Annotated in this window: 18 protein-coding genes, 2 tRNA genes and 5 rRNA genes; 11 read left to right on the forward strand and 14 right to left on the reverse strand. The window is 60.7% G+C overall.

Going from position 1 to position 25,765, the window contains the following annotated elements; genetic code table 11:
- Positions 1–198 precede the first annotated feature (198 nt).
- The 13 genes from ACWYRN_RS07305 to rrf (ACWYRN_RS07365) all read right to left on the reverse strand — a co-directional run bounded on the left by ACWYRN_RS07305 (position 199) and on the right by rrf (ACWYRN_RS07365) (position 14,351).
- Positions 199–1,727: ribosomal RNA gene (locus ACWYRN_RS07305) — 16S ribosomal RNA — on the reverse strand.
- Between the two features lie 479 nt (positions 1,728–2,206).
- Positions 2,207–3,358, reverse strand: a complete 1,152-nt coding sequence (locus ACWYRN_RS07310; RefSeq protein ID WP_488691800.1) for a porin — start codon at positions 3,356–3,358, stop codon at positions 2,207–2,209.
- A gap of 398 nt (positions 3,359–3,756) precedes the next feature.
- Positions 3,757–3,963 carry a DUF2397 family protein gene (locus ACWYRN_RS07315; RefSeq protein WP_488691801.1) on the reverse strand — a complete coding sequence of 69 codons (207 nt, stop codon included), beginning with the start codon at positions 3,961–3,963 and terminating at the stop codon, positions 3,757–3,759.
- A 110-nt stretch (positions 3,964–4,073) separates the two neighbouring features.
- Positions 4,074–4,186: ribosomal RNA gene (gene rrf / locus ACWYRN_RS07320) — 5S ribosomal RNA — on the reverse strand.
- A gap of 127 nt (positions 4,187–4,313) precedes the next feature.
- Positions 4,314–7,189 (reverse strand): 23S ribosomal RNA (locus ACWYRN_RS07325).
- Between the two features lie 258 nt (positions 7,190–7,447).
- A tRNA-Ala gene (locus tag ACWYRN_RS07330) sits at positions 7,448–7,523 on the reverse strand.
- 23 nt (positions 7,524–7,546) lie between these two features.
- Positions 7,547–7,623 (reverse strand) — tRNA-Ile (locus ACWYRN_RS07335).
- 77 nt (positions 7,624–7,700) lie between these two features.
- A 16S ribosomal RNA gene (locus ACWYRN_RS07340) occupies positions 7,701–9,229 on the reverse strand.
- The 16S, 23S and 5S rRNA genes sit together here with 2 tRNA genes alongside, the layout of an rRNA operon.
- Before the next feature lie 541 nt (positions 9,230–9,770).
- The gene (locus tag ACWYRN_RS07345) at positions 9,771–12,191 is read right to left on the reverse strand and encodes a penicillin acylase family protein (protein ID WP_488691802.1); all 2,421 of its coding nucleotides are present in this window, start codon (positions 12,189–12,191) and stop codon (positions 9,771–9,773) included.
- Between the two features lie 195 nt (positions 12,192–12,386).
- Complete coding sequence (locus tag ACWYRN_RS07350; protein WP_488691803.1) at positions 12,387–13,184, reverse strand: M48 family metallopeptidase; 798 nt, start codon at positions 13,182–13,184, stop codon at positions 12,387–12,389.
- A gap of 26 nt (positions 13,185–13,210) precedes the next feature.
- Positions 13,211–13,684, reverse strand: a complete 474-nt coding sequence (locus ACWYRN_RS07355) for a YbjQ family protein (protein WP_488691804.1) — start codon at positions 13,682–13,684, stop codon at positions 13,211–13,213.
- A gap of 1 nt (position 13,685) precedes the next feature.
- A complete protein-coding gene (locus ACWYRN_RS07360; protein ID WP_305822351.1) occupies positions 13,686–14,000 on the reverse strand; it encodes a YbjQ family protein in 315 nt (104 codons plus the stop codon).
- A 238-nt stretch (positions 14,001–14,238) separates the two neighbouring features.
- Positions 14,239–14,351: ribosomal RNA gene (gene rrf, locus ACWYRN_RS07365) — 5S ribosomal RNA — on the reverse strand.
- Between the two features lie 145 nt (positions 14,352–14,496).
- Here rrf (ACWYRN_RS07365) and ACWYRN_RS07370 point away from each other — a divergent pair.
- From ACWYRN_RS07370 to ACWYRN_RS07420, 11 genes are all read left to right on the forward strand, one after another.
- Complete coding sequence (locus tag ACWYRN_RS07370; protein WP_488691805.1) at positions 14,497–15,984, forward strand: B12-binding domain-containing radical SAM protein; 1,488 nt, start codon at positions 14,497–14,499, stop codon at positions 15,982–15,984.
- 56 nt (positions 15,985–16,040) lie between these two features.
- Entirely contained in the window at positions 16,041–17,174 is a 1,134-nt protein-coding gene (locus ACWYRN_RS07375; RefSeq protein ID WP_229440102.1) for an MlaE family ABC transporter permease, read from the forward strand.
- Positions 17,174–18,034 carry an ABC transporter ATP-binding protein gene (locus tag ACWYRN_RS07380; protein ID WP_488691806.1) on the forward strand — a complete coding sequence of 287 codons (861 nt, stop codon included), beginning with the start codon at positions 17,174–17,176 and terminating at the stop codon, positions 18,032–18,034. Before ACWYRN_RS07375 ends, ACWYRN_RS07380 begins: the two co-directional genes overlap by 1 nt.
- A gap of 1 nt (position 18,035) precedes the next feature.
- Complete coding sequence (locus ACWYRN_RS07385; RefSeq protein ID WP_488691807.1) at positions 18,036–18,983, forward strand: MlaD family protein; 948 nt, start codon at positions 18,036–18,038, stop codon at positions 18,981–18,983.
- 8 nt (positions 18,984–18,991) lie between these two features.
- Entirely contained in the window at positions 18,992–19,612 is a 621-nt protein-coding gene (locus tag ACWYRN_RS07390; protein WP_488691808.1) for an ABC-type transport auxiliary lipoprotein family protein, read from the forward strand.
- 38 nt (positions 19,613–19,650) lie between these two features.
- Positions 19,651–20,787: a VanZ family protein gene (locus tag ACWYRN_RS07395; protein ID WP_488691809.1), complete on the forward strand. Its 1,137-nt coding sequence runs from the start codon at positions 19,651–19,653 to the stop codon at positions 20,785–20,787.
- Between the two features lie 258 nt (positions 20,788–21,045).
- Positions 21,046–21,372, forward strand: coding sequence for a (2Fe-2S) ferredoxin domain-containing protein (locus tag ACWYRN_RS07400; RefSeq protein ID WP_488691810.1), 327 nt, complete (start codon positions 21,046–21,048; stop codon positions 21,370–21,372).
- 13 nt (positions 21,373–21,385) lie between these two features.
- A complete protein-coding gene (locus ACWYRN_RS07405; protein WP_488691811.1) occupies positions 21,386–22,018 on the forward strand; it encodes an alpha/beta hydrolase in 633 nt (210 codons plus the stop codon).
- Between the two features lie 187 nt (positions 22,019–22,205).
- Positions 22,206–23,351, forward strand: a complete 1,146-nt coding sequence (locus ACWYRN_RS07410) for a D-alanyl-D-alanine carboxypeptidase family protein (RefSeq protein ID WP_488691812.1) — start codon at positions 22,206–22,208, stop codon at positions 23,349–23,351.
- 274 nt (positions 23,352–23,625) lie between these two features.
- Positions 23,626–24,543: an aldo/keto reductase gene (locus ACWYRN_RS07415; protein WP_488691813.1), complete on the forward strand. Its 918-nt coding sequence runs from the start codon at positions 23,626–23,628 to the stop codon at positions 24,541–24,543.
- A gap of 3 nt (positions 24,544–24,546) precedes the next feature.
- Positions 24,547–24,855, forward strand: a complete 309-nt coding sequence (locus ACWYRN_RS07420) for a metal-sensitive transcriptional regulator (RefSeq protein ID WP_488691814.1) — start codon at positions 24,547–24,549, stop codon at positions 24,853–24,855.
- Between the two features lie 12 nt (positions 24,856–24,867).
- On the opposite strand, the gene pssA is transcribed toward ACWYRN_RS07420, so the two are convergent.
- Positions 24,868–25,665: a CDP-diacylglycerol--serine O-phosphatidyltransferase gene (pssA, locus tag ACWYRN_RS07425; RefSeq protein ID WP_488691815.1), complete on the reverse strand. Its 798-nt coding sequence runs from the start codon at positions 25,663–25,665 to the stop codon at positions 24,868–24,870.
- Positions 25,666–25,765: the final 100 nt, after the last annotated feature.

The raw sequence follows: 25,765 nt of genomic DNA on the forward strand, positions 1-25,765 counted from the left end.
CTTGATTACTACCCTAAGTGTTTAGTTTCGCTGCTTGCGCAGCTGACTAAACGCTTAAAAAAACTTTACTTCTTCCAGATTGTTAAAGAACGCAAACTACACTTATCGAAGGCACGCGCCTTGAATAAGTACAGTTCATTCAACAGTCGATAAGTGTGAGCGTTTGGTGACTGGTCTCTAGGACCGGTGCTACTCTAGAAAGGAGGTGATCCAGCCGCACCTTCCGATACGGCTACCTTGTTACGACTTCACCCCAGTCACGAATCCTACCGTGGTAAGCGCCCTCCTTACGGTTAAGCTACCTACTTCTGGTAAAACCCGCTCCCATGGTGTGACGGGCGGTGTGTACAAGACCCGGGAACGTATTCACCGCGACATGCTGATCCGCGATTACTAGCGATTCCAACTTCACGCAGTCGAGTTGCAGACTGCGATCCGGACTACGATACACTTTCTGGGATTAGCTCCCCCTCGCGGGTTGGCGGCCCTCTGTATGTACCATTGTATGACGTGTGAAGCCCTACCCATAAGGGCCATGAGGACTTGACGTCATCCCCACCTTCCTCCGGTTTGTCACCGGCAGTCTCATTAGAGTGCTCTTGCGTAGCAACTAATGACAAGGGTTGCGCTCGTTGCGGGACTTAACCCAACATCTCACGACACGAGCTGACGACAGCCATGCAGCACCTGTGTTCAGGCTCCCTTTCGGGCACATCCAGATCTCTCCGGACTTCCTGACATGTCAAGGGTAGGTAAGGTTTTTCGCGTTGCATCGAATTAATCCACATCATCCACCGCTTGTGCGGGTCCCCGTCAATTCCTTTGAGTTTTAATCTTGCGACCGTACTCCCCAGGCGGTCTACTTCACGCGTTAGCTGCGTTACCAAGTTAATTAAAACCCGACAACTAGTAGACATCGTTTAGGGCGTGGACTACCAGGGTATCTAATCCTGTTTGCTCCCCACGCTTTCGTGCATGAGCGTCAATCTTGACCCAGGGGGCTGCCTTCGCCATCGGTGTTCCTCCACATCTCTACGCATTTCACTGCTACACGTGGAATTCTACCCCCCTCTGCCAGATTCAAGCCTTGCAGTCTCCATCGCAATTCCCAGGTTGAGCCCGGGGCTTTCACGACAGACTTACAAAACCGCCTGCGCACGCTTTACGCCCAGTAATTCCGATTAACGCTTGCACCCTACGTATTACCGCGGCTGCTGGCACGTAGTTAGCCGGTGCTTATTCTTCAGGTACCGTCATTAGCAAAGGATATTAGCCCCTACCGTTTCTTCCCTGACAAAAGAGCTTTACAACCCGAAGGCCTTCTTCACTCACGCGGCATTGCTGGATCAGGCTTGCGCCCATTGTCCAAAATTCCCCACTGCTGCCTCCCGTAGGAGTCTGGACCGTGTCTCAGTTCCAGTGTGGCTGGTCGTCCTCTCAGACCAGCTACTGATCGTCGCCTTGGTGAGCCTTTACCTCACCAACTAGCTAATCAGATATCGGCCGCTCCAGGAGCATGAGGTCTTGCGATCCCCCACTTTCATCCTTAGATCGTATGCGGTATTAGCGTAACTTTCGCTACGTTATCCCCCACTCTTGGGTACGTTCCGATATATTACTCACCCGTTCGCCACTCGCCGCCAGGTTGCCCCGCGCTGCCGTTCGACTTGCATGTGTAAAGCATGCCGCCAGCGTTCAATCTGAGCCAGGATCAAACTCTTCAGTTCAATCTCTGTTTGTTGACACTTTCGTGTCACCGGCATTGCTGCCGGGTCGCTCACTCAAAATACTGACCGTCATCTCATTGCTGAGATAACGTATTTCTTTTGTGCGAACATTTGATAATTTAAGTAATCAGCTGAACAAGTCAGCTGGCACCTTCATCAAACGCCCACACTTATCGACTGTTAATTGTTAAAGAACTTATTCGGCACTACCTGCTGTGTTTTGCGAATCGTTTTGTTCGTCAGCAGCAGAGGAAGAAGATTATGAAGCAATTTCTGTTTCTCGTCAACCCCTTCTTTGCTTCGCCTCAGTTTCCTGAGTTCGCTGTTGCAAGATCAACTACTTGATTTCGTTGATGTTTTACAGCAGCGCCGAAGCGGAGGCGAACTATAGCAAAGCCGAACAACTCCTGCAAGGGTCGCCTGCCAAAATCAGGCGCAGACCAGGCGACGCGGTTCCCTGCGGAGTTTACCGCCATCCGTCAGAAGTGAATGATGCCGCCCAACGCGATTCCGTTCATCTTGTCCCGTGGCCCGGCAAACGCCTTGGAGCGGGTCTGGCTACCTTCCGCGACCAGGGTGATCGCATCGTTGAGCGCATAGTAGGCCCCGGCGGTGACATTGCTGTCCGACTTCAGTCCACCCGTACCAACGGTGTCGTCCGCGTTCTTGCTGTGGCCATAGCTGAGGCCGACTTTGAGTTTTTCCGACAGCTGGTAGGTGCCCTGTGCGAACACGTGGGTCGTGCGCACCCTGCCCTGGTCGGCATCGGCCAGCATGCCCAGCCCCCTGCCGCGCTGCACATTGAACAGAATGCCAATCGGACCGGACGCGTACAGCACACCCGCCTCAATGCCGCGCAAGGTCAGGTCGGGCGTTCCCGGGGCTTCCGGGTCGAGCCGCTGCGTCTTCGCGCCCAGCCAGCCCTTGATCTCGCCGACCGTCATCGTCAATTGCGCCTGGAACTGGGGCGTCGAGTCGGCCGAGTAGGCCGAACCGGCAACTACCGGCGTGTCGTCCACTGGACTCATGATCCCGATGTCGATACCTAGCCCGTGGTCGAGCTGCGGCGAGGTGTAGGCGATCTGGCCGTATTGACCGAAATAGGCGTAACCGGCGCCGATATGGCCCAGCGCGACCCGGCCGCGCTGGGTCGCCTGCACGGGGGCACCGGCGCCCATCAGCGTCATGTCGTTGAGGATGGCATTGGCACCGAAGATGCCGTTATCGCGCCCCAGCTTGAAGGTGCCGAGCGTCGCATTCCCGAACGAGAAATAGGCTTGGCGCACATCGACTTCGCTGTTCTGCGCGATGGCGCTATCAGTGGCGGCATGCACGTAGATGCCGATCAGCGCCTTGACGTCGTAACCGCCCCTGGTCGACGTGGCGGAGGTAACCAGTGCACTCGGCAGCAAGCCATTGCCAACCGTCGTGCGATTATCCTTGCCGGCACAGCCCAGCGCCTGGCCTGCCAGGGCCAGGCCGCCGACCTCGCCGCCATCGCAATCGACATAGGTGTAGTACGCGTTGACGTTGCCGCCGACGTTCAGCGTCCAGTCCCCGGCCTTGATGTCGACCGCCAATGCCGGCTGCATGCAGGCGGCCAGCGCGCCAAAGACACACATCTTCTTCATCGCCGTCTCCTTGTTGAGCTCGTGGTTATGCGCATCGGATGATGCTGAGCACAGCACTGGCAAGTCTCGTGCCTGGCAGCCGTCCTGCCGTTCATGAGGCGAAGCGAGCAGCGTTTTCCTGCTGAGCCGCGTCGAAACGGATCAGCTGTGCTTGTGCTCGCTGTGCCGATTCCGGTCTCGCAGTCTGTGCATCGATGGCGCGCGCACGTGGTTCGCGCGGTACAACCTGGCGCCAAAAGAAAAAGCCCATCAGTTTCATCTGGTGGGGGCTTATGTGTCTGGTCCTCACCCTCGCCATCGTCGTCGAATATTCGTTCGCGCCGCAGTACGGCAAGCACGATGGCCGCCACCGGTAGTTGCGCCAGCACCGTCTGCGCTTGCCCGAGCGATCGCTGCGTTCACTGCGCCGTTCGTTGAGGTTGGATTGCACTTGAGCGGCCGACCAGATCGCTGACGAATCGGTTCAGGTAATCGATCAGGCGCAGCTTGAAGGCGATCACGACCTGCACGTCGGCCTGCTGCAGCTCGATCGTACGGGCGACACCGGCCATCAAGGCCTGGGCCTTGTCGGCCAGTCCGTCGAACACGCGCACCAGGTCGCGCAAGGCAGTGTGCGCCTTGCCGGGTGAGTGGTTTAAAAGAGTGAGACGCCTAAAAACAAAAAGCCCCGACCAGTTTCCTGGGCGGGGCTTCTTTGCTTACTGCTTATTAACTAGCCTGACGATAACCTACTTTCACACTGGTTGCAGCACTATCATCGGCGCAAAGTCGTTTCACGGTCCTGTTCGGGATGGGAAGGGGTGGGACCGACTTGCTATGGTCATCAGGCATAACTTGTACGAGCTTCGTTCGTGGTGAACGCGGCTCAGAATCTGGAGAAAGTAAAGTTCGGTAGTAACTGTCGTGTCAACAAACAGCACTGTAATCTCGATTTAACTATACCTGCTAAGGTTATAGGGACAAGCCGTACGGGCAATTAGTACTGGTTAGCTTAATGCATTACTGCACTTCCACACCCAGCCTATCAACGTCCTGGTCTCGAACGACCCTTCAAGGAGCTCAAGGCTCCGGGAAATCTCATCTCAAGGCAAGTTTCCCGCTTAGATGCTTTCAGCGGTTATCTCTTCCGAACTTAGCTACCCGGCAATGCCACTGGCGTGACAACCGGTACACCAGAGGTTCGTCCACTCCGGTCCTCTCGTACTAGGAGCAGCCCCCTTCAAATTTCCAACGCCCACGGCAGATAGGGACCAAACTGTCTCACGACGTTTTAAACCCAGCTCACGTACCACTTTAAATGGCGAACAGCCATACCCTTGGGACCGGCTACAGCCCCAGGATGTGATGAGCCGACATCGAGGTGCCAAACTCCCCCGTCGATATGAACTCTTGGGAGGAATCAGCCTGTTATCCCCAGAGTACCTTTTATCCGTTGAGCGATGGCCCTTCCATACAGAACCACCGGATCACTATGTCCTACTTTCGTACCTGCTCGACTTGTCGGTCTCGCAGTTAAGCACGCTTATGCCATTGCACTATTAGCACGATGTCCGACCGTACCTAGCGTACCTTCGAACTCCTCCGTTACACTTTAGGAGGAGACCGCCCCAGTCAAACTGCCTACCATGCACTGTCCCCGATCCGGATAACGGACCAAGGTTAGAACCTCAAACAAACCAGGGTGGTATTTCAAGGATGGCTCCACGAGAACTGGCGTCCCCGCTTCAAAGCCTCCCACCTATCCTACACAGATTGGTTCAAAGTCCAATGCAAAGCTACAGTAAAGGTTCATGGGGTCTTTCCGTCTAGCCGCGGGTAGATTGCATCATCACAAACATTTCAACTTCGCTGAGTCTCGGGAGGAGACAGTGTGGCCATCGTTACGCCATTCGTGCAGGTCGGAACTTACCCGACAAGGAATTTCGCTACCTTAGGACCGTTATAGTTACGGCCGCCGTTTACTGGGACTTCAATCAAGAGCTTGCACCCCATCATTTAATCTTCCAGCACCGGGCAGGCGTCACACCCTATACGTCCACTTTCGTGTTTGCAGAGTGCTGTGTTTTTATTAAACAGTCGCAGCCACCAGTTTATTGCAACCCTTTCGCCCTTCCACAGTAAAGTGGTCAAGCTACCGGGGCGTACCTTTTCCCGAAGTTACGGTACCAATTTGCCGAGTTCCTTCTCCCGAGTTCTCTCAAGCGCCTTAGAATACTCATCTCGCCCACCTGTGTCGGTTTGCGGTACGGTCTCGTATGACTGAAGCTTAGAGGCTTTTCTTGGAACCACTTCCGATTGCTTCGTAGCACATGGCTACACGTCCCAGTCCCTTGAATTACGCACCCGGATTTGCCTAAGTGCCTTCTATGAACCAGAAACCAGCTATTCCAACAGCTGGACAACCTTCCGCGATCCGTCCCCCCATCGCATCATACGACGGTGCAGGAATATTAACCTGCTTCCCATCAGCTACGCATCTCTGCCTCGCCTTAGGGGCCGACTCACCCTGCTCCGATGAACGTTGAACAGGAAACCTTGGGCTTACGGCGTGCGGGCTTTTCACCCGCATTATCGCTACTCATGTCAGCATTCGCACTTCTGATACCTCCAGCATCCTTTACAAGACACCTTCGCAGGCTTACAGAACGCTCTCCTACCATATGTCCTAAGACATATCCGCAGCTTCGGTGACTGGCTTAGCCCCGTTACATCTTCCGCGCAGGACGACTCGATCAGTGAGCTATTACGCTTTCTTTAAATGGTGGCTGCTTCTAAGCCAACATCCTGACTGTTTTAGCCTTCCCACTTCGTTTTCCACTTAGCCAATCTTTGGGACCTTAGCTGGCGGTCTGGGTTGTTTCCCTCTTGACGCCGGACGTTAGCACCCGACGTCTGTCTCCCAAGCTCGCACTCATCGGTATTCGGAGTTTGCAATGGTTTGGTAAGTCGCAATGACCCCCTAGCCATAACAGTGCTCTACCCCCGATGGTGATACTTGAGGCACTACCTAAATAGTTTTCGGAGAGAACCAGCTATTTCCAAGTTTGTTTAGCCTTTCACCCCTACCCACAGCTCATCCCCTAATTTTTCAACATTAGTGGGTTCGGACCTCCAGGGCGTGTTACCGCACCTTCATCCTGGCCATGGGTAGATCACTTGGTTTCGGGTCTACACCCAGCGACTGTCGCCCTGTTCGGACTCGATTTCTCTACGGCTCCCCTATCCGGTTAACCTCGCCACTGAATGTAAGTCGCTGACCCATTATACAAAAGGTACGCCGTCACGGAACAAGTCCGCTCCGACTGTTTGTATGCACACGGTTTCAGGATCTATTTCACTCCCCTCCCGGGGTTCTTTTCGCCTTTCCCTCACGGTACTGGTTCACTATCGGTCGATTACGAGTATTTAGCCTTGGAGGATGGTCCCCCCATGTTCAGACAGGATTTCTCGTGTCCCGCCCTACTTGTCGTACGCTTAGTACCACCGTCCAGATTTCGTGTAAGGGGCTATCACCCTCTATGGCCAACATTTCCAGGTTGTTCCACTATCTGATCGACTATCACGTACAGGCTCTTCCCATTTCGCTCGCCACTACTTTGGGAATCTCGGTTGATTTCTTTTCCTGCAGCTACTTAGATGTTTCAGTTCGCCGCGTTCGCTTTGCATACCTATGTATTCAGTATGCAATGACCCAAAGGGCCGGGTTTCCCCATTCGGAAATCTGCGGATCAAAGTGTGTTTGCTCACTCCCCGCAGCTTATCGCAAGCTACTACGTCCTTCATCGCCTGTAATCGCCAAGGCATCCACCATGTGCACTTATTCGCTTGTCCCTATAACGTTAGCCCCTGCTGACACAGGGAGCGTTATAGAAATCAAGAGTACAGCGTGTTGCATGTTTGTTGATACTTGATTACTACCCTAAGTGTTTAGTTTCGCTGCTTGCGCAGCTGACTAAACGCTTAAAAAAACTTTACTTCTTCCAGATTGTTAAAGAACAGAACAACAGTGATCTCTAAAAGATCAAACCTAAGCAGCTTGTCATTGATGACTTGCTTACGTTTGCACTTTCAGTTTTCGGTACCAAGTAATGGTGGAGGATGACGGGATCGAACCGACGACCCCCTGCTTGCAAAGCAGGTGCTCTCCCAGCTGAGCTAATCCCCCAAGGATTTCATTCGCATGAAACGTGGTAGGGCTGGTTGGACTCGAACCAACGACCCCCGCGTTATCAACACGGTGCTCTAACCAGCTGAGCTACAGCCCCGAAACTGTGTTCTTCTTGTTCAACAGTCGATAAGTGCGGACGCTTGATGATGAGCGTTAGCTCCGGTGCTACTCTAGAAAGGAGGTGATCCAGCCGCACCTTCCGATACGGCTACCTTGTTACGACTTCACCCCAGTCACGAATCCTACCGTGGTAAGCGCCCTCCTTGCGGTTAAGCTACCTACTTCTGGTAAAACCCGCTCCCATGGTGTGACGGGCGGTGTGTACAAGACCCGGGAACGTATTCACCGCGACATGCTGATCCGCGATTACTAGCGATTCCAACTTCACGCAGTCGAGTTGCAGACTGCGATCCGGACTACGATACACTTTCTGGGATTAGCTCCCCCTCGCGGGTTGGCGGCCCTCTGTATGTACCATTGTATGACGTGTGAAGCCCTACCCATAAGGGCCATGAGGACTTGACGTCATCCCCACCTTCCTCCGGTTTGTCACCGGCAGTCTCATTAGAGTGCTCTTGCGTAGCAACTAATGACAAGGGTTGCGCTCGTTGCGGGACTTAACCCAACATCTCACGACACGAGCTGACGACAGCCATGCAGCACCTGTGTTCAGGTTCCCTTTCGGGCACATCCAGATCTCTCCGGACTTCCTGACATGTCAAGGGTAGGTAAGGTTTTTCGCGTTGCATCGAATTAATCCACATCATCCACCGCTTGTGCGGGTCCCCGTCAATTCCTTTGAGTTTTAATCTTGCGACCGTACTCCCCAGGCGGTCTACTTCACGCGTTAGCTGCGTTACCAAGTTAATTAAAACCCGACAACTAGTAGACATCGTTTAGGGCGTGGACTACCAGGGTATCTAATCCTGTTTGCTCCCCACGCTTTCGTGCATGAGCGTCAATCTTGACCCAGGGGGCTGCCTTCGCCATCGGTGTTCCTCCACATCTCTACGCATTTCACTGCTACACGTGGAATTCTACCCCCCTCTGCCAGATTCAAGCCTTGCAGTCTCCATCGCAATTCCCAGGTTGAGCCCGGGGCTTTCACGACAGACTTACAAAACCGCCTGCGCACGCTTTACGCCCAGTAATTCCGATTAACGCTTGCACCCTACGTATTACCGCGGCTGCTGGCACGTAGTTAGCCGGTGCTTATTCTTCAGGTACCGTCATTAGCAAAGGATATTAGCCCCTACCGTTTCTTCCCTGACAAAAGAGCTTTACAACCCGAAGGCCTTCTTCACTCACGCGGCATTGCTGGATCAGGCTTGCGCCCATTGTCCAAAATTCCCCACTGCTGCCTCCCGTAGGAGTCTGGACCGTGTCTCAGTTCCAGTGTGGCTGGTCGTCCTCTCAGACCAGCTACTGATCGTCGCCTTGGTGAGCCTTTACCTCACCAACTAGCTAATCAGATATCGGCCGCTCCAGGAGCATGAGGTCTTGCGATCCCCCACTTTCATCCTTAGATCGTATGCGGTATTAGCGTAACTTTCGCTACGTTATCCCCCACTCTTGGGTACGTTCCGATATATTACTCACCCGTTCGCCACTCGCCGCCAGGTTGCCCCGCGCTGCCGTTCGACTTGCATGTGTAAAGCATGCCGCCAGCGTTCAATCTGAGCCAGGATCAAACTCTTCAGTTCAATCTCTGTTTTCGCCATTTCTGGCAACTTCTTTCGAAGTGTCGCTCACTCAAAATACTGACCGTCATCCCATTGCTGAGATAACGTATTTCTTTTGTGCGAACATTTGATAATTTAAGTAATCAGCTGAACAAGTCAGCCGGCACCTTCATCAAACGCCCACACTTATCGACTGTTAATTGTTAAAGAACTTATTCGGTATTGCTTGCTGCGCTTCGACAAATCGTTTTGTTTGTCAGCAGCAGAGAAGTGAGATTATGCAGTGTTTCGCGATCTTCGTCAACTCCTCGTTTGCTTCAGCTCAGTTTCCTGAGTTTGCTGTTGTTAGATCAACTACTTGATTTCGTTGATGTTTTCATACAGCGCCGAAGCGGAGGCGAATCATAGCAAAAGAGGATGAGGTATCGCAAGGGGGTTTTTCGCTGATGATCGAGCGATGAGACCGCGTGGGCTCGAGAGCCCACCCTACAAAAGCTACAAAAGCGGCGCCCCAAATGATGGGAGCGCCGCATCGAAGGTACAGGCCGGAGCTTCTCTCTATCTATTCTTTCAAAGTGACCGTGGTGTAGTTGGGGTCGGCCTTGATCTTCGCCGGCGTGAACGGCAACACCGGCCACTCCTTGCGCGAAAAGACCTGCGTTTGGTCTGCGTACCAGGGCGACTTCGGATCGGTCGACTGGCCGTAGGTCAGCATGGCCTGGGCCACCGGGCCGGCGTCGTCGAAGGTGACGGTCTGGATATAGCTCTGGCCCCAGTGCACGCCTTCGTAGCCGCCCGCGCCCAGAGGATTACGCATGGTCAGCGAGTTGTACGAGCCGTCGAGGTTGCCGATGCCGCCGTGCAGCGGAATCCGCACGCCGTTACGCGGTTCGACCTGGTAATCGCCGAGGCGGCCATCCAGCGGAATGCCGAGACCCTGCAATTTAACAGCAGCATTCTTCAGTGCGGTCAGCATGGCAGGGACGGCAGCCGGCGCCACACCGTTTGGCGTGCGGACCGGATCGGCTGGATTGAACGGTACCGCCCACTTGTTCGGAATGCTGGCGGCCGTATTCCAGAACTCGCGGAACAGGACGGCCCCGCGGCTATCGATGTTCACGCGGCGGTCCCAGGCACTCAGGACATTGCAGGCCTGGACCAAGACGGCGTCGGCATTCCCGGCGCAGGCCGGCAACAGCTCGGGCAGCACCAGTTCGGCGGCGTACAGGCGATTGGCAAAGGCCAGTTCCTGGATATCGGTGAGCTTGAGCTTACCGCGCTGGGCGACCATTTCCTCGAACTGCAGGAAGCCGATGCGGGTGCGCAGGCTTTGCTCGACGCCCACGCGGCCGTACAACGGCGAAAAGCCGAGCGGCGCCGGGCCGGTCAGCAGGGCCTTGGGATTGCTCAGCCAATAGCTGTCGTTCGAATTCCCGACGTAATCGGTGCGCAGCAGCCAGGGGGCATTCGCCGGCGAGTAAATGCCCGGAGGCGCGCCCGCATCCTGGCCCCATCCGCAGCTGCTGCGCGAGCCGTCGAACAGCAGCGCCGCCTGCAGCAGCAGGCAACCGTTGACGAACTTGTCGGCATTCATGTGCGGCACCACGCTGGCGTCGGCATACAGGGCATTGCCGGCGCGGTCGGCCGCCACCGTGTTCACCCAGGGCAGGCCCGCCGCTCTATCGAGCGAGGTTTTCAGGGCCTGCACGCTGTTGGCGGTGCCGATGCCCAGCCATTGCTCGACCAGGCGCGTGTTGTTGCGGTTCGGGTCGGCCAGCACGTAGGCGGCACTGGCGGTCCAGGTCATGCCCGCTTCCGGCTTGACGATGACGGCGCCCTGCTTCGCAAAATAAAAGGTCTTGCTGCGCTTCTGGATGGCGCCGTCGGCCTGCAGCAGGTCCACCGTCACCGTCTTCGACGTCATCTTCTGGCGTTCGCCATCGATCATGTAGGTGGTGCCGCTGGCGTCGCCGGCGTCCAGCGCCAGCCGGAAGGTGGTGAAGTGCATCGCCGTGGTGACGGTATGGCTCCAGGCGACATCCTTATTGAAGCCGATGACAACCACCGGCACGCCGCCAATGATCACGCCCATGGCGTCGTAGCGGTTCGGCACCGTCAGGTGGGCCTGGTAGAAGCGGTCGGTCGTGGTCCAGGGATAGTGCGGGTTGCCGAGCAGGAGGCCACGGCCGTTGCTTGATAAATCCTTGCCGACCGCCAGCGCATTGCTGCCGAAGCCCTGCCGGTTCAGCTTGTCGAGCCGCGCCACCAGGAAGGAAGGGTCCAGCTTGCCCGGCGCGCGCTTGGCCAGGCTGACCGGGGCGGCCGGGGAGCGCCCTGCGGCGACGAACTCCTTGGAGAATGCCTGGCCGGAAGCGTGCAGGGCCTTTTCGGCGATCACCAGGTACATGTCGTCGACCGTCATCGGGCGTACCCAGCGGGCGGTGGCGCAGGGAGCGGGCAGCTTGCCGGCGTAATCCTTGAGGTAGCGGTTATAACCCTCGACGTAGCCTGCGAGAAGGTCGCGTGTCTCTTGGCCGCCGGCGGCATAGTTGGCGCGCAATTGTTCAAGGTCGAGGTAGCCCTTGAAGAAGAAGTCGCTGTCCTCGTTCTTCAGGTCCATGAAGCCGCTGGCGGCGCCGTATTCGTCGGCGCTGCGTTTTGGCGCCCGCGCTTCGCCGCCGAAGAAGGCCGAGCGCTCGCCGCGCACGGTGAGCAGGGAATCGGCGAACATGCAGACATTGTCCTGCGCGTAGGCATAGGCCAGCCCGTAGCCAAGGCTGCGGAAATCGTTGGCCTGCACGTGCGGCACGCCGTGGGTGGTGCGGGCCAGCTCGACGCTGATGCGCGAGGCGGTGGCCGGCGGCGGGGGCGGCGCCGCTTCATCGTCGTCGTCGCTGTGGTGGCAGGCGCCCAGGGTCAGGGCCAGGGATGCCGCAAGGAGGAGACGGCACGATGGATGGCTCGCGCTGTTGCTACGCTTCATAAGGACGCTTTCTGCGGCTGTGGCCGCGTAACCGGGTGGGAAAGTGAACGTACATGGGGCAGGCATGCCCCAGATTGATGCGAAGAACCAACTTGAATGCTGGCATGCACCTTATAAACTCGTCAAGCTGCTGGGCTCGCTATTCCTGCCGCGCCATGGCTTGTGTCGCTTTTATGCGGAGCTTGCCGTCATCCCTTACTTTGGAGCAACGAGCGGGACCACGGCGCGGACCGGCAGGCCCTGCTGCGCAATCGCCGCCCTCAAGGCAGCGATGCGCTCCCGCATGGCCGGGTGCGAAGCGAAATAATGCGAGCCCGGGATCTCCTCGCCCTTGTCGAGCGCCTCGAAGAATTCGGTGGCGCCGCCGGCGTGGCCATAGCGGCAGGCCAATACCTGCAGGGCGCGGGCATCGGCCGCCGATTCGCGCGCACGCGAGTAATCGGCGTCGCCCAGCTGCCGCACCGGCGCCAGCACGCTGGCCAGGGCCGAGGTATCGCCGCTGAGCAAGGCGGCAAGGCCGTACAGCACGATGCCACGCCCCAGCGTGCGCAGGTGGTCGCGGTGCGACAGGTGGGCCATCTCGTGGGCCAGCACGAAGGCCAGGCCGTTTTCCGACTGCACGTGCCCGAGCAGGGCCGAGAACACGTAGATGTTCCCGCCCGGCAGCACGACCGCGTTCGGCACCGTCGATTCGGTCAGCCTGAGCGTGGCCGGCCCGGTAAAGCGGGCGCAGCTGCGCAGGCTGTCGACCAGGGCCTGCAGCCGGGCCTCGCGCGCATCGCCCTGCCCCGGCGCGGCGATTTCGGGCGTCTTGTCGGCAAGCAGGCGCGTGAGCGAGGCCTCGGTCGAGGCGTCCATGCGGTCGACCACGGTATCGACCAGCAGGCCGAGCAGGAAAAACGCGAGCAGCCCCAGCAGTGCCAGCTTGGACAGGATAGACAGGAAATCCTTGAGCGGATGCGTGTCGCTGACGTTGTCGTTCTGGCTGGGCAAGGAGGGCTGGTACGTTGGCCGATGCGTCATACCGCGCCTGGCTCCACCATATAAATGGCGGTGGCAAAGGCAAACACCTCGACGGCGCCGATGCCGCCCCGGGCATTTTTTGAGAGCGGCGCCGTTTCCAGGCGCAGGTTGACGATCTCGTGGGCGCCGGGACAGCCTTCCTTCAGGCGCAGGATGGCTTCGCGCTTGGCGCGGTCGAGCAGGCTTTCGTACGATTTCACTGGGCCGCCGACAATGCTGCGCAGGCCGGCGGCGGCGCGCTTGAAATAATCGACCGAGACGACCACGCTGCCGCCCACCAGTTCGCTGCGCGCGACCTGCCCTTGTAGCAAGGGATAGCAGCTGGCCGTGGCCGGCAGGTGCAGCCAGGCTTTTTCGCGTTCGTGGATCGAGCGGTAGTGGCGCTTTTCGTTGAGCTGCCCGAACACGAAGCCGAGCACGAGCGGCACGACCCAGACCAGCAGCGGAAAGAAGGGAACGAAGGCTTCCATGTCAGGCGACCGTGACCGCGGTGCCGTAGACGTAGATCTCGGCGGCGCCGACCGCCACCGAGGAGGTCGAGAAGCGCACGTTGACGATGGCGTTGGCGCCCATCTGCTGCGCTTGCGCCTTCATGCGTTCGATGGCCTGGTCGCGCGATTCGTTCAGCAGCTCGGTGTAGCCGCGCAGCTCACCGCCGACGATGTTCTTCAGGCCAGCCATGATGTCGCGGCCAACGTGCTTGGCGCGCACCGTGCTGCCCGAGACAACGCCGTGACTGGCAGTGATGGTCTTGCCGGGGATGGTTTCGATATTGCTGAGGAACATGATCTGCTTTCATGGAAAATCGCGGAACATGCATTCTATGCATGATCGTTTGATAATTTCAATACGGAAAGCGTAGGGTGGTCGGCTTCGCCGCCCACGCGTTCAGTGCATGCCAATGTAATTTGATGCACGGGCACGAAGCCGGAGTTTGAACGCGTGGACGGGAGACCCGTCCACCCTACAATCTCGAGACGAAAAAAAACCCCAGCACACGGGCTGGGGTTTTTCTCTATAACTAGCCTGACGATAACCTACTTTCACACTGGTTGCAGCACTATCATCGGCGCAAAGTCGTTTCACGGTCCTGTTCGGGATGGGAAGGGGTGGGACCGACTTGCTATGGTCATCAGGCATAACTTGCTGGAAAACTGTTCCACAACTGGGCAACAGGCTTCCTGAATTCCGGAGCGCATTCTAACAGGCAATATCTGAAAAGGCCAGTGCCGCAGGAAGCGCCAGCGCGTAAAATGCCGGTTTCTCCACACAGCACCGCGCCATGACCATCCTGCTCGCCACCCTGAACGCCCGCTACGCCCACGCATCCCTGGGCCTGCGCTACCTGCTGGCGAACATGGGGCCGCTGCAGGACCAGACCGCGCTGATGGAATTCGTGATCGGCGCCAAGACCACCGAGGTGGTCGAGCGCCTGCTGGCACGCAAGCCGCGCATCGTCGGCTTCGGCGTCTATATCTGGAACGTCGAGGAAACGACGAAAATCGTCGCCATGCTGAAACGCGTGGCGCCCGAGGTAACGGTCGTGCTGGGCGGCCCGGAAGTCTCGTTCGAGACGAACGAACAGGAAATCTGCAGGCTGGCCGACTACGTCGTGACCGGCTGGGGCGACGTCACCTTCCCGAAACTGTGCGGCGAGATCCTGCACGGCCCCAAGCCGCTCATGAAAACCCACGCCGGCGTGCAGCCGCCAATGGCGGAGATCGCCCTGCCCTACTCTTTATATAGTAGCGAAGACATCGCCCACCGCACGGTCTACGTGGAAGCCTCGCGCGGCTGCCCCTTCAAGTGCGAATTCTGCCTGTCCTCGCTCGACAAGACGGCCTGGCCCTTCCCGCTGGACGACTTCCTGGCGCAGATGGAAGATCTATATGCTCGCGGCGCGCGCCTGTTCAAGTTCGTCGACCGCACTTTCAACCTGAACGTGAAGACCAGCCTGCGCATCATGCAGTTCTTCCTCGACAAGCTGGAAGCCAATCCCGACGACCCGGTGTATGCCCACTTCGAGCTGGTGCCCGACCACCTGCCGGAAGCGCTGAAGGAAACGATTGCGAAATTCCCGGCCGGCGCCCTGCAATTCGAGATCGGCATCCAGAGCTTCAACCCGGAAGTGCAAGCCCTGGTCAGCCGGCGCCAGAACAACGAAAAGGCCGCCGACAACATCCGCTGGCTGTGCGAGCAATCCCAGGCCCACCTGCACGTCGACCTGATCGCCGGCCTGCCCGGCGAAGACATGGCCAGCTTCGCGCGCGGCTTCGACCAGCTGGTGGGACTGGGCGCCCACGAAATCCAGTTCGGCATCCTGAAGCGGCTGCGCGGCACGCCGATCATCCGCCACACCGGGCCGTTCGCCATGGTCTACGACCCCTACCCGCCCTACACGGTGCTGGCCACCAGCACGGTCGACTTCCCAACCATGCAGCGCCTGGTGCGCTTTGCCCGCTACTGGGACCTGGTGGCGAACTCGGGCCGCTTCGCGCATACGGTCAAGGCCTTGCTCGGTGACCAGCCCTTCGAGAACTTCATGGCCTTCTCGGACTGGATCTACGGCCGCACCGACGCCACCCACCGCATCGCCCTCGACAAGCTGGCGAAACTGGTGGGCGAGTGGCTGGTGGAGACCGGCATGGACCGTGAGGAAGCCGCGCGCCTGCTGGCCAGCGACTACGCCGGCAAGGTCGACGCCAGGGCACACAGCGCGCCGCAACCGGTCGCCGCCCCGGTGCGCCAGGTACGCCATTTGGCAGCCTGAACACTCTACAGGAGCGCGTCCGAGCAAATTTGGCCGATTCCTTTTACACTGCAATAATGCAGATTGATAATGCGCCAATATTAACTATCCAGAAATCCGCCTCCGGCGCGGGGCAATCTGTCATGGCGAGCGGCGTCTGGCAGGTGCATGCCCTCACCGCCAGCGGCAAGCTGAAAGGCATCAACCGCAGCCTGGCGGCCCTGAAGAAGGGCGGCACGCTGGAATGGGACCTGACCGAAGTCGACAGCATCGACCACATCGGCGCCCAGATGTTCTGGAATGCCTGGGGCAAGAAGCGCCCCGCACAGCTGAAGCTCGACCCGCGCCAGGAAGAACTCTTCGCGCGCATCGAGAAAGCCACCGAGATCAGCATGCCGCGCCCGCGTACCAGCGCGCTAAACTGGATCATCGTGCTCGGCCAGGGCCTGCTGACCTTCTTCGAGCACCTGCACGGCTTCGTGGAACTGATCGGGCGCCTGGTGCAGGACTTGGGGCGCTTCGTGCGCCGCCCGAACACCGGCCCCTGGCGCGAAATCTCGGCCAACATCTACCACTCGGGCTTCCAGGCCCTGGGCATCACGGCCCTGGTCGGCTTCCTGATCGGCGTGGTGCTGTCCTACCTGTCGGCGCAGCAGCTGCGCCAGTTCGGCGGCGACGTCTACCTGGTCGATATCCTCGGCATGGCCGTGATCCGCGAACTCGGTCCGCTGCTGGCGGCAATCCTGGTGGCCGGCCGTTCCGGTTCCTCGATCACGGCGCAGCTGGGCGTGATGCGGGTGAACGAGGAACTCGACGCCATGCTGGTCATGGGCATCTCGCACGGCTACCGCCTGATCATGCCGAAGGTGATCGCGCTCGGCATCGCCATGCCGCTGCTGGTGGTCTGGACCGACGCCATGGCCCTGCTCGGTGGCGCCGCCTCGGCCAAGCTGGAGCTCGGCCTGTCGTTCCGCTACTTCCTGCAAAAGCTGCCGGACGCGGTGCCGATGGCGAACTACACAATCGGCCTGTTGAAAGGCATGACCTTCGGCATGCTGATCGCGCTCGTCTCCTGCCACTTCGGCCTGCGCATCAAGCCGAACACCGAAAGCCTGGGGCGCGGCACCACCACGTCCGTAGTCACCTCGATCACGGTCGTCATCCTGGCCGACGCCGTGTTCGCCATCATCTTCAGCGGGGTGGGTTTCTGATGGCCGAACAAAAGCAGCCACGCCAGCAGCAGCTGAACCGCAAGCCGGAAGAAGACGTCGGGCCGCCGGTGGTCGAGATCCGCAATTTGTGGACCAAGTTCGGCAAGACCGTGGTGCACCAGGACCTGAGCCTGGAAATCTATTCCGGCGAAATCCTGTCCATCGTCGGCGGCTCGGGCACCGGCAAGACCGTGCTGCTGCGCCAGATGCTGGGCCTGGAACGGCCGACGCGCGGCTGCGTGCGCGTGTTCGGCGAAGACATCAGCGAGGCCGGCCCCGAGCAGCTGCAGCGCATGCGCAACCACTGGGGCATGCTGTTCCAGCAAGGTGCGCTCTATTCGGCCCTGACGGTGTTCGACAACATCGCCCAGCCGATGCGCGAGCTGCGCGCCCTGCCGGAAGACGTGATCCGCGACGCCGTGCTGCTGAAGATGGACATGGTCGGCCTCGGCGCCGAGCACGCCAACAAGATGCCGTCGGACCTGTCGGGCGGGATGGTCAAGCGCGCCGCACTGGCGCGCGCCCTGGCGCTGGAGCCGCGCCTGCTGTTCCTGGACGAGCCGACCGCCGGCCTCGACCCGGACCTGTCGGACGCCTTTGTGTCCCTGATCCAGGCCCTGCACCGGGAACTGAAACTCACCGTGGTGATGGTGACCCACGACCTCGACACGCTGTTTGCGCTTTCCTCGCGCATCGCGGTCCTGGCCGAGAAGCACGTGCTGGCGGTCGGACCGTCGCGCGACGTGCTGCGGGTCGACCACCCGTTCATCAAACATTTCTTCCTCGGCCCGCGCGGGCGCCGTGCACTCGAAGTGCTCGACGAACGCGACGAAGCCGCCGAAGACGAAGCGAAGGAGTGACATGGAAAACCGATCCTATGCCCTGATGACAGGCGTGTTCACGATTGCCCTGTTGGTGGCCACCGTGCTGGTGGGCCTGTGGCTGAACCGCGATAAAACCGAACTCGCGCCCTACGAGATCGTCACCACCCAGTCGATCCCGGGCCTGAACCCGCAGGCCACGGTGCGCTACCGCGGCCTGGAAGTCGGGCGCGTCGACGAGATCGTGTTCGACCCGAAGGTCACCGGCCAGATCCTCATCAAGCTGTCGGTGGAAGAAGGCTCGCCGATCACCACCACCACCTTCGCTTCGCTGGGCTACCAGGGCGTGACCGGCATCGCCTTTATCCAGCTCGACGACGAGCGCACCGGCTCGCCGCTGCTGAAGACCGAACAGGACCACGTGGGCCGCATCCCGCTGCGCCCGGGCCTGCTGGACCAGCTGGAAAAGCGCGGCCTGGCCATCCTCGACCGCACCGAGGAAATCACGGCGCGCATCAACAATCTGATGAGCGAAGAGAACCAGAAGACCATCATCGGGGCGTTCGACAACATCAGCAAGGCCGCCGCCGCCTACGGCGAGATTCCGCAAAAGCTCGGCCCGACCATCGACCGCCTGCCGGCCCTGGCCGAGAAGATCGACCGCAGCGCCGATTCCTTCGGCGCCTTCTCCGACAGCGCCAAGGCCACCGCCGAGAATTTCGACCGCCTGGCCACCGGCCTGCAGGCGCCGGACGGCCCGCTGAACCGCCTGAACGGCGCCATCGATTCGCTTACCGGCGTCACCGCCGACCTGGAAGCGGAAACCCTGCCGCACGTGGTGCGCATGACCGACGAGGCGCGCACCGCCCTGCGCTCGGTGCGCCGCACCGCCGATTCGCTCTCGGACCGCCCGCAAAGCATCCTGTTCGGCGCGCCCGACGCCACACCCGGCCCCGGCGAACCGGGCTTCGTCGCCCCGACCAAATGAGGACCACCATGATTTCGCCCCGTATTCTCGGCGCCGCCACCCTTGCCATGACGCTTGCCCTGGCCGGCTGCGCCTCCTCGAGCAAATCCAGGGCCAACAACGACCAGTTCGACTTCGGCCCGCTCGGCGCACCTGTGGCCCAGATGCCGCAGGCGCCGATCGCCGCCGTGGTCGTGATGGACGTCACCGGCTCGCCTGCGCTCGAGAACGAGCGCATGCTGTACCGCCTGAACTACGCCGACCCGCTGCAGGCGCGCACCTATGCCAACAGCCGCTGGAGCGCGAACCCGCTGATCCTGGTGACCCAGCGCATCAAGGCGCGCCTGGCCCAGGCCGGCGTGAAGGTGCTGTCGGCAACCGACACCATGAACAACGTGCCGATCCTGCGCATCGAGCTCGACGACTTCACCCACGCCTTTGCCAGCACCGCCCAGAGCGAGGGGCAAGTCGTGTTGCGCGCCTCGGTATTCCGCGGCCACACCCTGCTCGACCAGAAAACCATCAGCCGCGCCGCGCCGGCGCCGAGCGCGGATGCCGCCGGTGGCGTGCGCGCCCTGGCCGCCAGCACCGACGCCGCCGCCGCCGACATCGCCGCCTGGCTGGCCGGAATCGATACCCGGGCAAAATGACCGGCAAAGAAGTAAATGGAGATGGGTCCGGCAGGGAAATGCCGGGCGCAAGGACGCCCGACACGTCCCTGCCTCGCCGTGGTTCGCCCGTGGCGCGCGCGGCCCTGCTCGCCTACTTCCTGTTGATCGTCTACGCCAGCTGGTATCCGTTCACCGGCTGGCGCAACAACGGCCTGCCGGTGTTTTCCTTCCTGAACCTGGTGAAGCAGCGCTACTGGACCGGCTTCGACGTGATGGTGAACATCGTCGGCTACGTGCCCTTCGGCGTGCTGCTGGTGCTGGCCCTGTATCCGTTTGTGCGCGGCATCTGGGCGGCGCTGCTGGCCGCCATCCTCGGCGTGCTGGTTTCCGGCGGCATGGAAGCGGTGCAGAACTTCCTGCCCAGCCGCGTGCCCTCGAACCTCGACTTGCTGACCAACAGTGTCGGCTGCTTCGTCGGCGCCTGCATCGGGCCTTTCCTGGCGCGCGGCCTGCTGCAGGAGGGGCGCCTGCAACGCCTGCGCCAGCGCTGGTTCGCCCCGCATGCCAGCCAGGGCCTGGTACTGCTCGCCATGTGGCCGCTGGCCCAGATCTATCCGCAAAGCTTTTTGTTCGGCCATGGCCAGGTGCTGCCCATGGTCTCGGAATGGCTGTCGGGCTGGTTCGAGGAAGACATCGACCTGGTCGCCATGCTGCGCCCGGGGCCTGCCATGGGCGTGGAGCAGTACTGGCTGTCGGAAACCATCATCACCGCCTGCGGCATGACCGGCGCGGCCTTGACGCTGCTGTGCCTGCTGCGCCGCAGCGCCCCGCGCTATACCCTGGTGATGCTGATGCTGTTCGCGGCGCTGGTACTGAAGACCCTGGCCAGTTCGCTGCTGTTCCGGCCGGATAATGCCTTTGTGTGGGTGACGCCGGGCGCCGAGGGCGGTTTCCTGATCGGACTGATCATGCTGGCCGGCCTGGCCTTTGCGCCGCAGATCGCCCAGCGCCGGCTGGCGGTGGTGACCCTGGTGCTGAGCCTGATCGTGGTGAACACGATTCCGGCGAATCCGTATTTCACCTCCACGTTGCAGGGCTGGGTGCAGGGCAAGTTCCTGAACTTCAACGGGGCGGCCCAGTTCCTGTCGATTACCTGGCCATTTTTCGCGCTCTGGTTCCTGCTCCTGCCCTCGCATAAGTTAAACCGGCATTAGAACGGCGCATCCTCGTAGGGTGGGCACTCCGTGCCCACGCGGTACGCACGCATCCAGAGGCCGATAACGGTAAAGCGTCGCTCGAAACGCATGCGGCGGCCAGCGGCTGGGCTCGATGTTTGCGGGCGATGTTTCGCGGCTCGTGGGGAAAGGATACGCACGTAACCGCGTGGGCACGGAGTGCCCACCCTACGAAGCGGAAACGCCGCAGCATAAAGAGCGCGTATCATGGCGCATAGCCTCTGCATTGGATACGATATGAACGACGAGAAACCCTTCTACGAACACCACGTCTTTTTCTGCATGAACGTGCGCGAGGGCGAGAATTGCCGCCAGAGCTGCGGCAAGGCCGGCGCCGAGATCGCGCAAAAGCATGCCAAGAAACGCATCAAGCATCTCGGCCTGAACCAGCCGGGCAAGGTGCGCATCAACCAGGCCGGCTGCCTGGAGCGCTGCGAAGAAGGCCCGGTGCTGGTGGTCTACCCGCAAGGCACCTGGTACACCTATGTCGACACCAGCGACATCGACGACATCATCGACACCCACATCCTCGACGGCCAGGTCGTCGAGCGCCTGAAGATCTGAACCGCTTAGCTACATGAACAAGTTTTCGAAGAAGTTTTACCTGACCGGCCTGGCAGGCAAGATGGAATGCCTGCTCGATTTGCCCGAGGATGCGCCGCGCGGCATCGCCCTGGTGGCGCACCCGCACCCGCTGTACGGCGGCACCATGGAAAACAAGGTCACGCAGCCGCTGGCGCGCACCTTCGTTTCGCTCGGCTACGCCACGGCGCGCTTCAACTTCCGCGGCGTCGGCGAATCCGAAGGCGAGCACGACCGTGGCCACGGTGAGGTCGACGACATGCAGGTCATGCTGAACCACATGCGCGAACAGTATCCGGGCCTGCCGGTGGCGCTGTCAGGTTTCTCCTTCGGCACCTTTGTCCAGGCCCAGCTGCATGCGCGCCTGGCCGCCGAGGGCAAGGCGGACGCGATCGAGCGCATGGTGCTGGTCGGCACCGCGGCCGGCAAGTGGCCGATGCCGGCGGTACCGGAAGACACCATCCTGATCCACGGCGAGCAGGACGACACCATCACCCTGCAGATGGTGTTCGACTGGGCGCGTCCGCTGGAAATCCCGGTGGTGGTGATTCCGGGCGCCGACCACTTCTTCCACCGCCGCCTGAATCCGATCAAGAACCTCGTCACCCAGATGTGGCGCCGCACCTGATCCGGTGCAAAGGCGACATGAACACTGCATGATGGACACAAATTAAGGCTCCGTTAAGAATGCGGGCCGGAAGCCTGTAGAGTTGGCTCCGGCACTGGCCTATAATGGGTCTCTTCTTTTTCTCCGGGCAATGTCTTTACGGGCAATGCCCGCGCTTCACCCATCCACTGAACAGACTTACGCTCCCATGAAAAAACTGATTGCGGCTATTGCCGCCAGCCTGCTGGTGGTATCGGCCAGTGCGCAAACCGTTCCCGCACCCCAGATTGCAGCCAAGTCCTGGCTGCTGCTCGACGCCACCAGCGGCCAGGTGATCGCGGCCCAGGATCCTGGCGTGCGCATCGAACCGGCATCGCTGACCAAGATCATGACGGCCTACGTGACGTTCGAAGCCATCCGCGACAAGAAGCTGGCCCTGAACACCATGGTCAACGTCTCGACCCGCGCCTGGAAAGTCGATGCCAGCAGCTCGAAGATGTTCATCGACCCGGCCACCCCGGTCAGCGTGAGCGACCTGCTGCACGGCCTGATGGTGCAGTCGGGTAACGACGCCGCCGTGGCCCTGGCCGAAGCCGTGGCCGGCGACGAAGGCACCTTCGTCACCCTGATGAACCGCGAAGCCCAGCGCATGGGCCTGAAGAACACCCGCTTCGCCAATCCGCACGGCCTGCCGAGCCCGGACAACTTCTCGACCGCGCAAGACCTGGCCACCCTGGCCAATCGCGTGATCCGCGACTTCCCCGAGTTCTACAAGATCGACTCGGTCAAGCAGTTCACCTACAACAAGATCACCCAGCAGAACCGCAACCGCCTGCTGTGGCTGGACCCGACCGTGGACGGCATGAAGACCGGCCACACCGAATCCTCGGGCTACAGCATGATCGCCTCGGCGCGCCGCCCGAACGGCAACAGCGGCGAGCGCCGCCTGATCTCGGTGCTGTCGGGCGCCAGCTCAGATGGCGTGCGGACCCAGGAAAGCCAGAAGCTCCTGAACTGGGGCTTCCAGAACTTCGACACGGTCAAGCTGTACTCGAAGGGCCAGGCCGTGGCGACTCCGGAAGTGTGGAAGGGTTCGCAGTCGAACGTGAAGCTGGGCTTCACCAACGACGTGCTGGTGACGGTGCCGAAGGGCGTGGCCGGCAAACTCAAGCCTGTGCTGGAGCGCAAGGACCCGCTGGTCGCCCCACTGGCGCGCGGCGCCCGCGTGGGTACGCTCAAGATGATGGTCGACAACAAGCCGCTGCTGGCGCTGCCGGTGGTGACGCTGGAAGAAGTGCCGGAAGCCAGCATCTTCGGCCGCGCGTGGGATTCGATGCGCTTGTGGATGAAGTAAGCGCGTAGCGCTTCCAACAATGCCCGCCCGGCCTGTGCCTCGCGGGCATTTGTTTTGTAGGGTGGACGGCTCTACCCGGAAATGTGCATACCCACGGCGGGGATGCCGTCCACGCGTTCAACCGGCTGATGAACCACCGCGACCTGCCACCCTTTGCTCGAACGCGTGGACGGCGCACACGCTCTCACCGCGCATCGTCGCGGGTGGAGCCGTCCACCCTACAATTTCCGCCACGGCTATAATTGACCGTTACCGTTCAAGCAAGAAAGTCTTCATGATCCAGCCCGCCCGCCCCTGCCCCCGCATCGCCACCCGCCAGGGCGGCCTCGACCTGTCGCGTATTGTCGCCGGCATGTGGCGCCTGGGCGAATGGAACATGCCGGTGGCAGCGCGCGTCGCCTTTATCGAGGAATGCATCGCCCTCGGCGTGACCACCTTCGACCACGCCGACATCTATGGCGACTACGGCGTCGAGACCCTGTTCGGCGAAGCCCTGCGCGCCCAGCCCGGCCTGCGCGAGCGTATCGAGATCGTCAGCAAGTGCGGCATCAAGCTCCTGTCGGGCAAGCGCCCGGCGCACACCATCCAGCACTACGACACCAGCTTCGACCACATCGTCGCCTCGGCCGAGGCATCGCTGCGCCAGCTCGGCACCGACCATCTCGACCTGCTGCTGATCCACCGCCCCGACCCGCTGATGCATTTCGACGAAGTCGCCGAAGCCTTCACCCGCCTGCAGCAGGACGGCAAGGTGCGTCACGTGGGCGTGTCGAACTTCACGCGCCACCAGTTCGAAGCGCTGAACCGGCGCGTGCCGCTGGCCACCAACCAGGTCGAGTTCTCGCCGCTGCACGTGGCGCCGCTGTTCGACGAAACCTTCGACGGCCTGCAAGACCTGGGCGTGGCGCCGATGATCTGGTCGCCGCTGGGCGGCGGGCGCCTGTTCACCTCGGACGAACCGCACATCGCCGGGCTGCGCGCCACCATCCAGGAAATCGCCGACCGCCTCGGCCAGTCGTTTGCCAGCGTGGTGTTTGCCTGGATCATGGCCCTGCCGAGCCGGCCGCTGCCGCTGACCGGCAGCGGGCGCATCGAGGCGATCTCGGCGGCAGTCGCCGCCACCGGCTTCACGCTCGATCGCAGCGACTGGTTTGCCATCCTGCGCGCCGCGCGCGGGCACGAGGTGGCGTAAGCCATGGCCGAGCAGCTGAAGATCGTCGAGGGCAGCGCGCTCACGGCCCAGCAGAAGAAGGACCTGCTGAACCGCCTGGCGCGCATCGAGGGCCAGTTGCGCGGCGTACAGAAGCTGATCGCCATGGCCGCCGACCCGTCGGATTGCGATGCGGTGGCCCAACAGATGGCGGCGGCGCGCAAGGCGCTCGACCGGTCCTTCGTCCAGCTGCTGATGGCAACCGTCGTGACCGGCAGCGAGCAGGCCGGCAATGTGGAAGAAGCGCGCGCCACGGCGGCGCGGCTAGCGGCCTTGCTCGACAAGTTTGCCTGAACGCCTACACGTTCACACCCCGGCCGGTTCCTCTTCGTCATACACCTTCGGCGGCGCAATGCCGCGCCAGCCGCCCTGCCAGGCGATGTTCAGCAGCAGGGTCGCGCAGATGTACAGCAGGAAGAACAGCACGAAGAAACGCGTCTGCAGTATGACCAGCAACAGCACCGCCACCGCCAGCACGATGTACAGTCCCTTGGTCAATTTTTGCTTGCTGCTAGGAAAGCGTACGGTCGAGACCATCAGGGTGCCGACGGCCACCATCAAGGCCATCACGGCAAATGCCTGGGCCATGTTAACCACCGGATCGGGCCAGGCGACGACCACCGCCGCCACGCAAGCAGCGCCGGCCGTAATCGGCATGCCGACGAAGTAGCGCGGGTCGGTCTTGCCGACCGAAACATTGAAACGCGCCAGGCGCAGGGCGCCGCAGGCAACGAAGATGAAGCAGGCCAGCCCGCCCATGCGCACGATGGTGGGATGTGCCGCGCCCAGCTGGGCGAAACCGTAGCAGTACAGCAGCAAACCCGGTGCGCAGCCGAAGTTCATCACGTCGGCGATCGAATCGAGCTGGACGCCGAAGCTGGACTGGGTGTTGGTGGCGCGGGCAACGAAGCCGTCGAGGGCGTCGAACACGCCGGCCAGCACCAGCAGGATGGCGGCCAGCCGGAAGTCGCCCGGCGCGCCGACCTGGGCATTGTCGACCGAGATGACGATGCTGCCGAAGCCGCAGGCGATCGACAGCAGGGTGACAAAACTCGGCAGGGCAAACTTGGCGCGCGCCAGGCGCTTGGGTCGGGGCTGGTTCAATTGGTGTCCGCAAGAGAGGTGGTTGGGCGTATTCTACCGTGGCGGCCAGCGCACGGTCGCGCACGCCCACGCGGTCATGCATTCGGGATTTGCCCTAGAA

This window comes from Massilia sp. BAP21 (assembly GCF_057801335.1).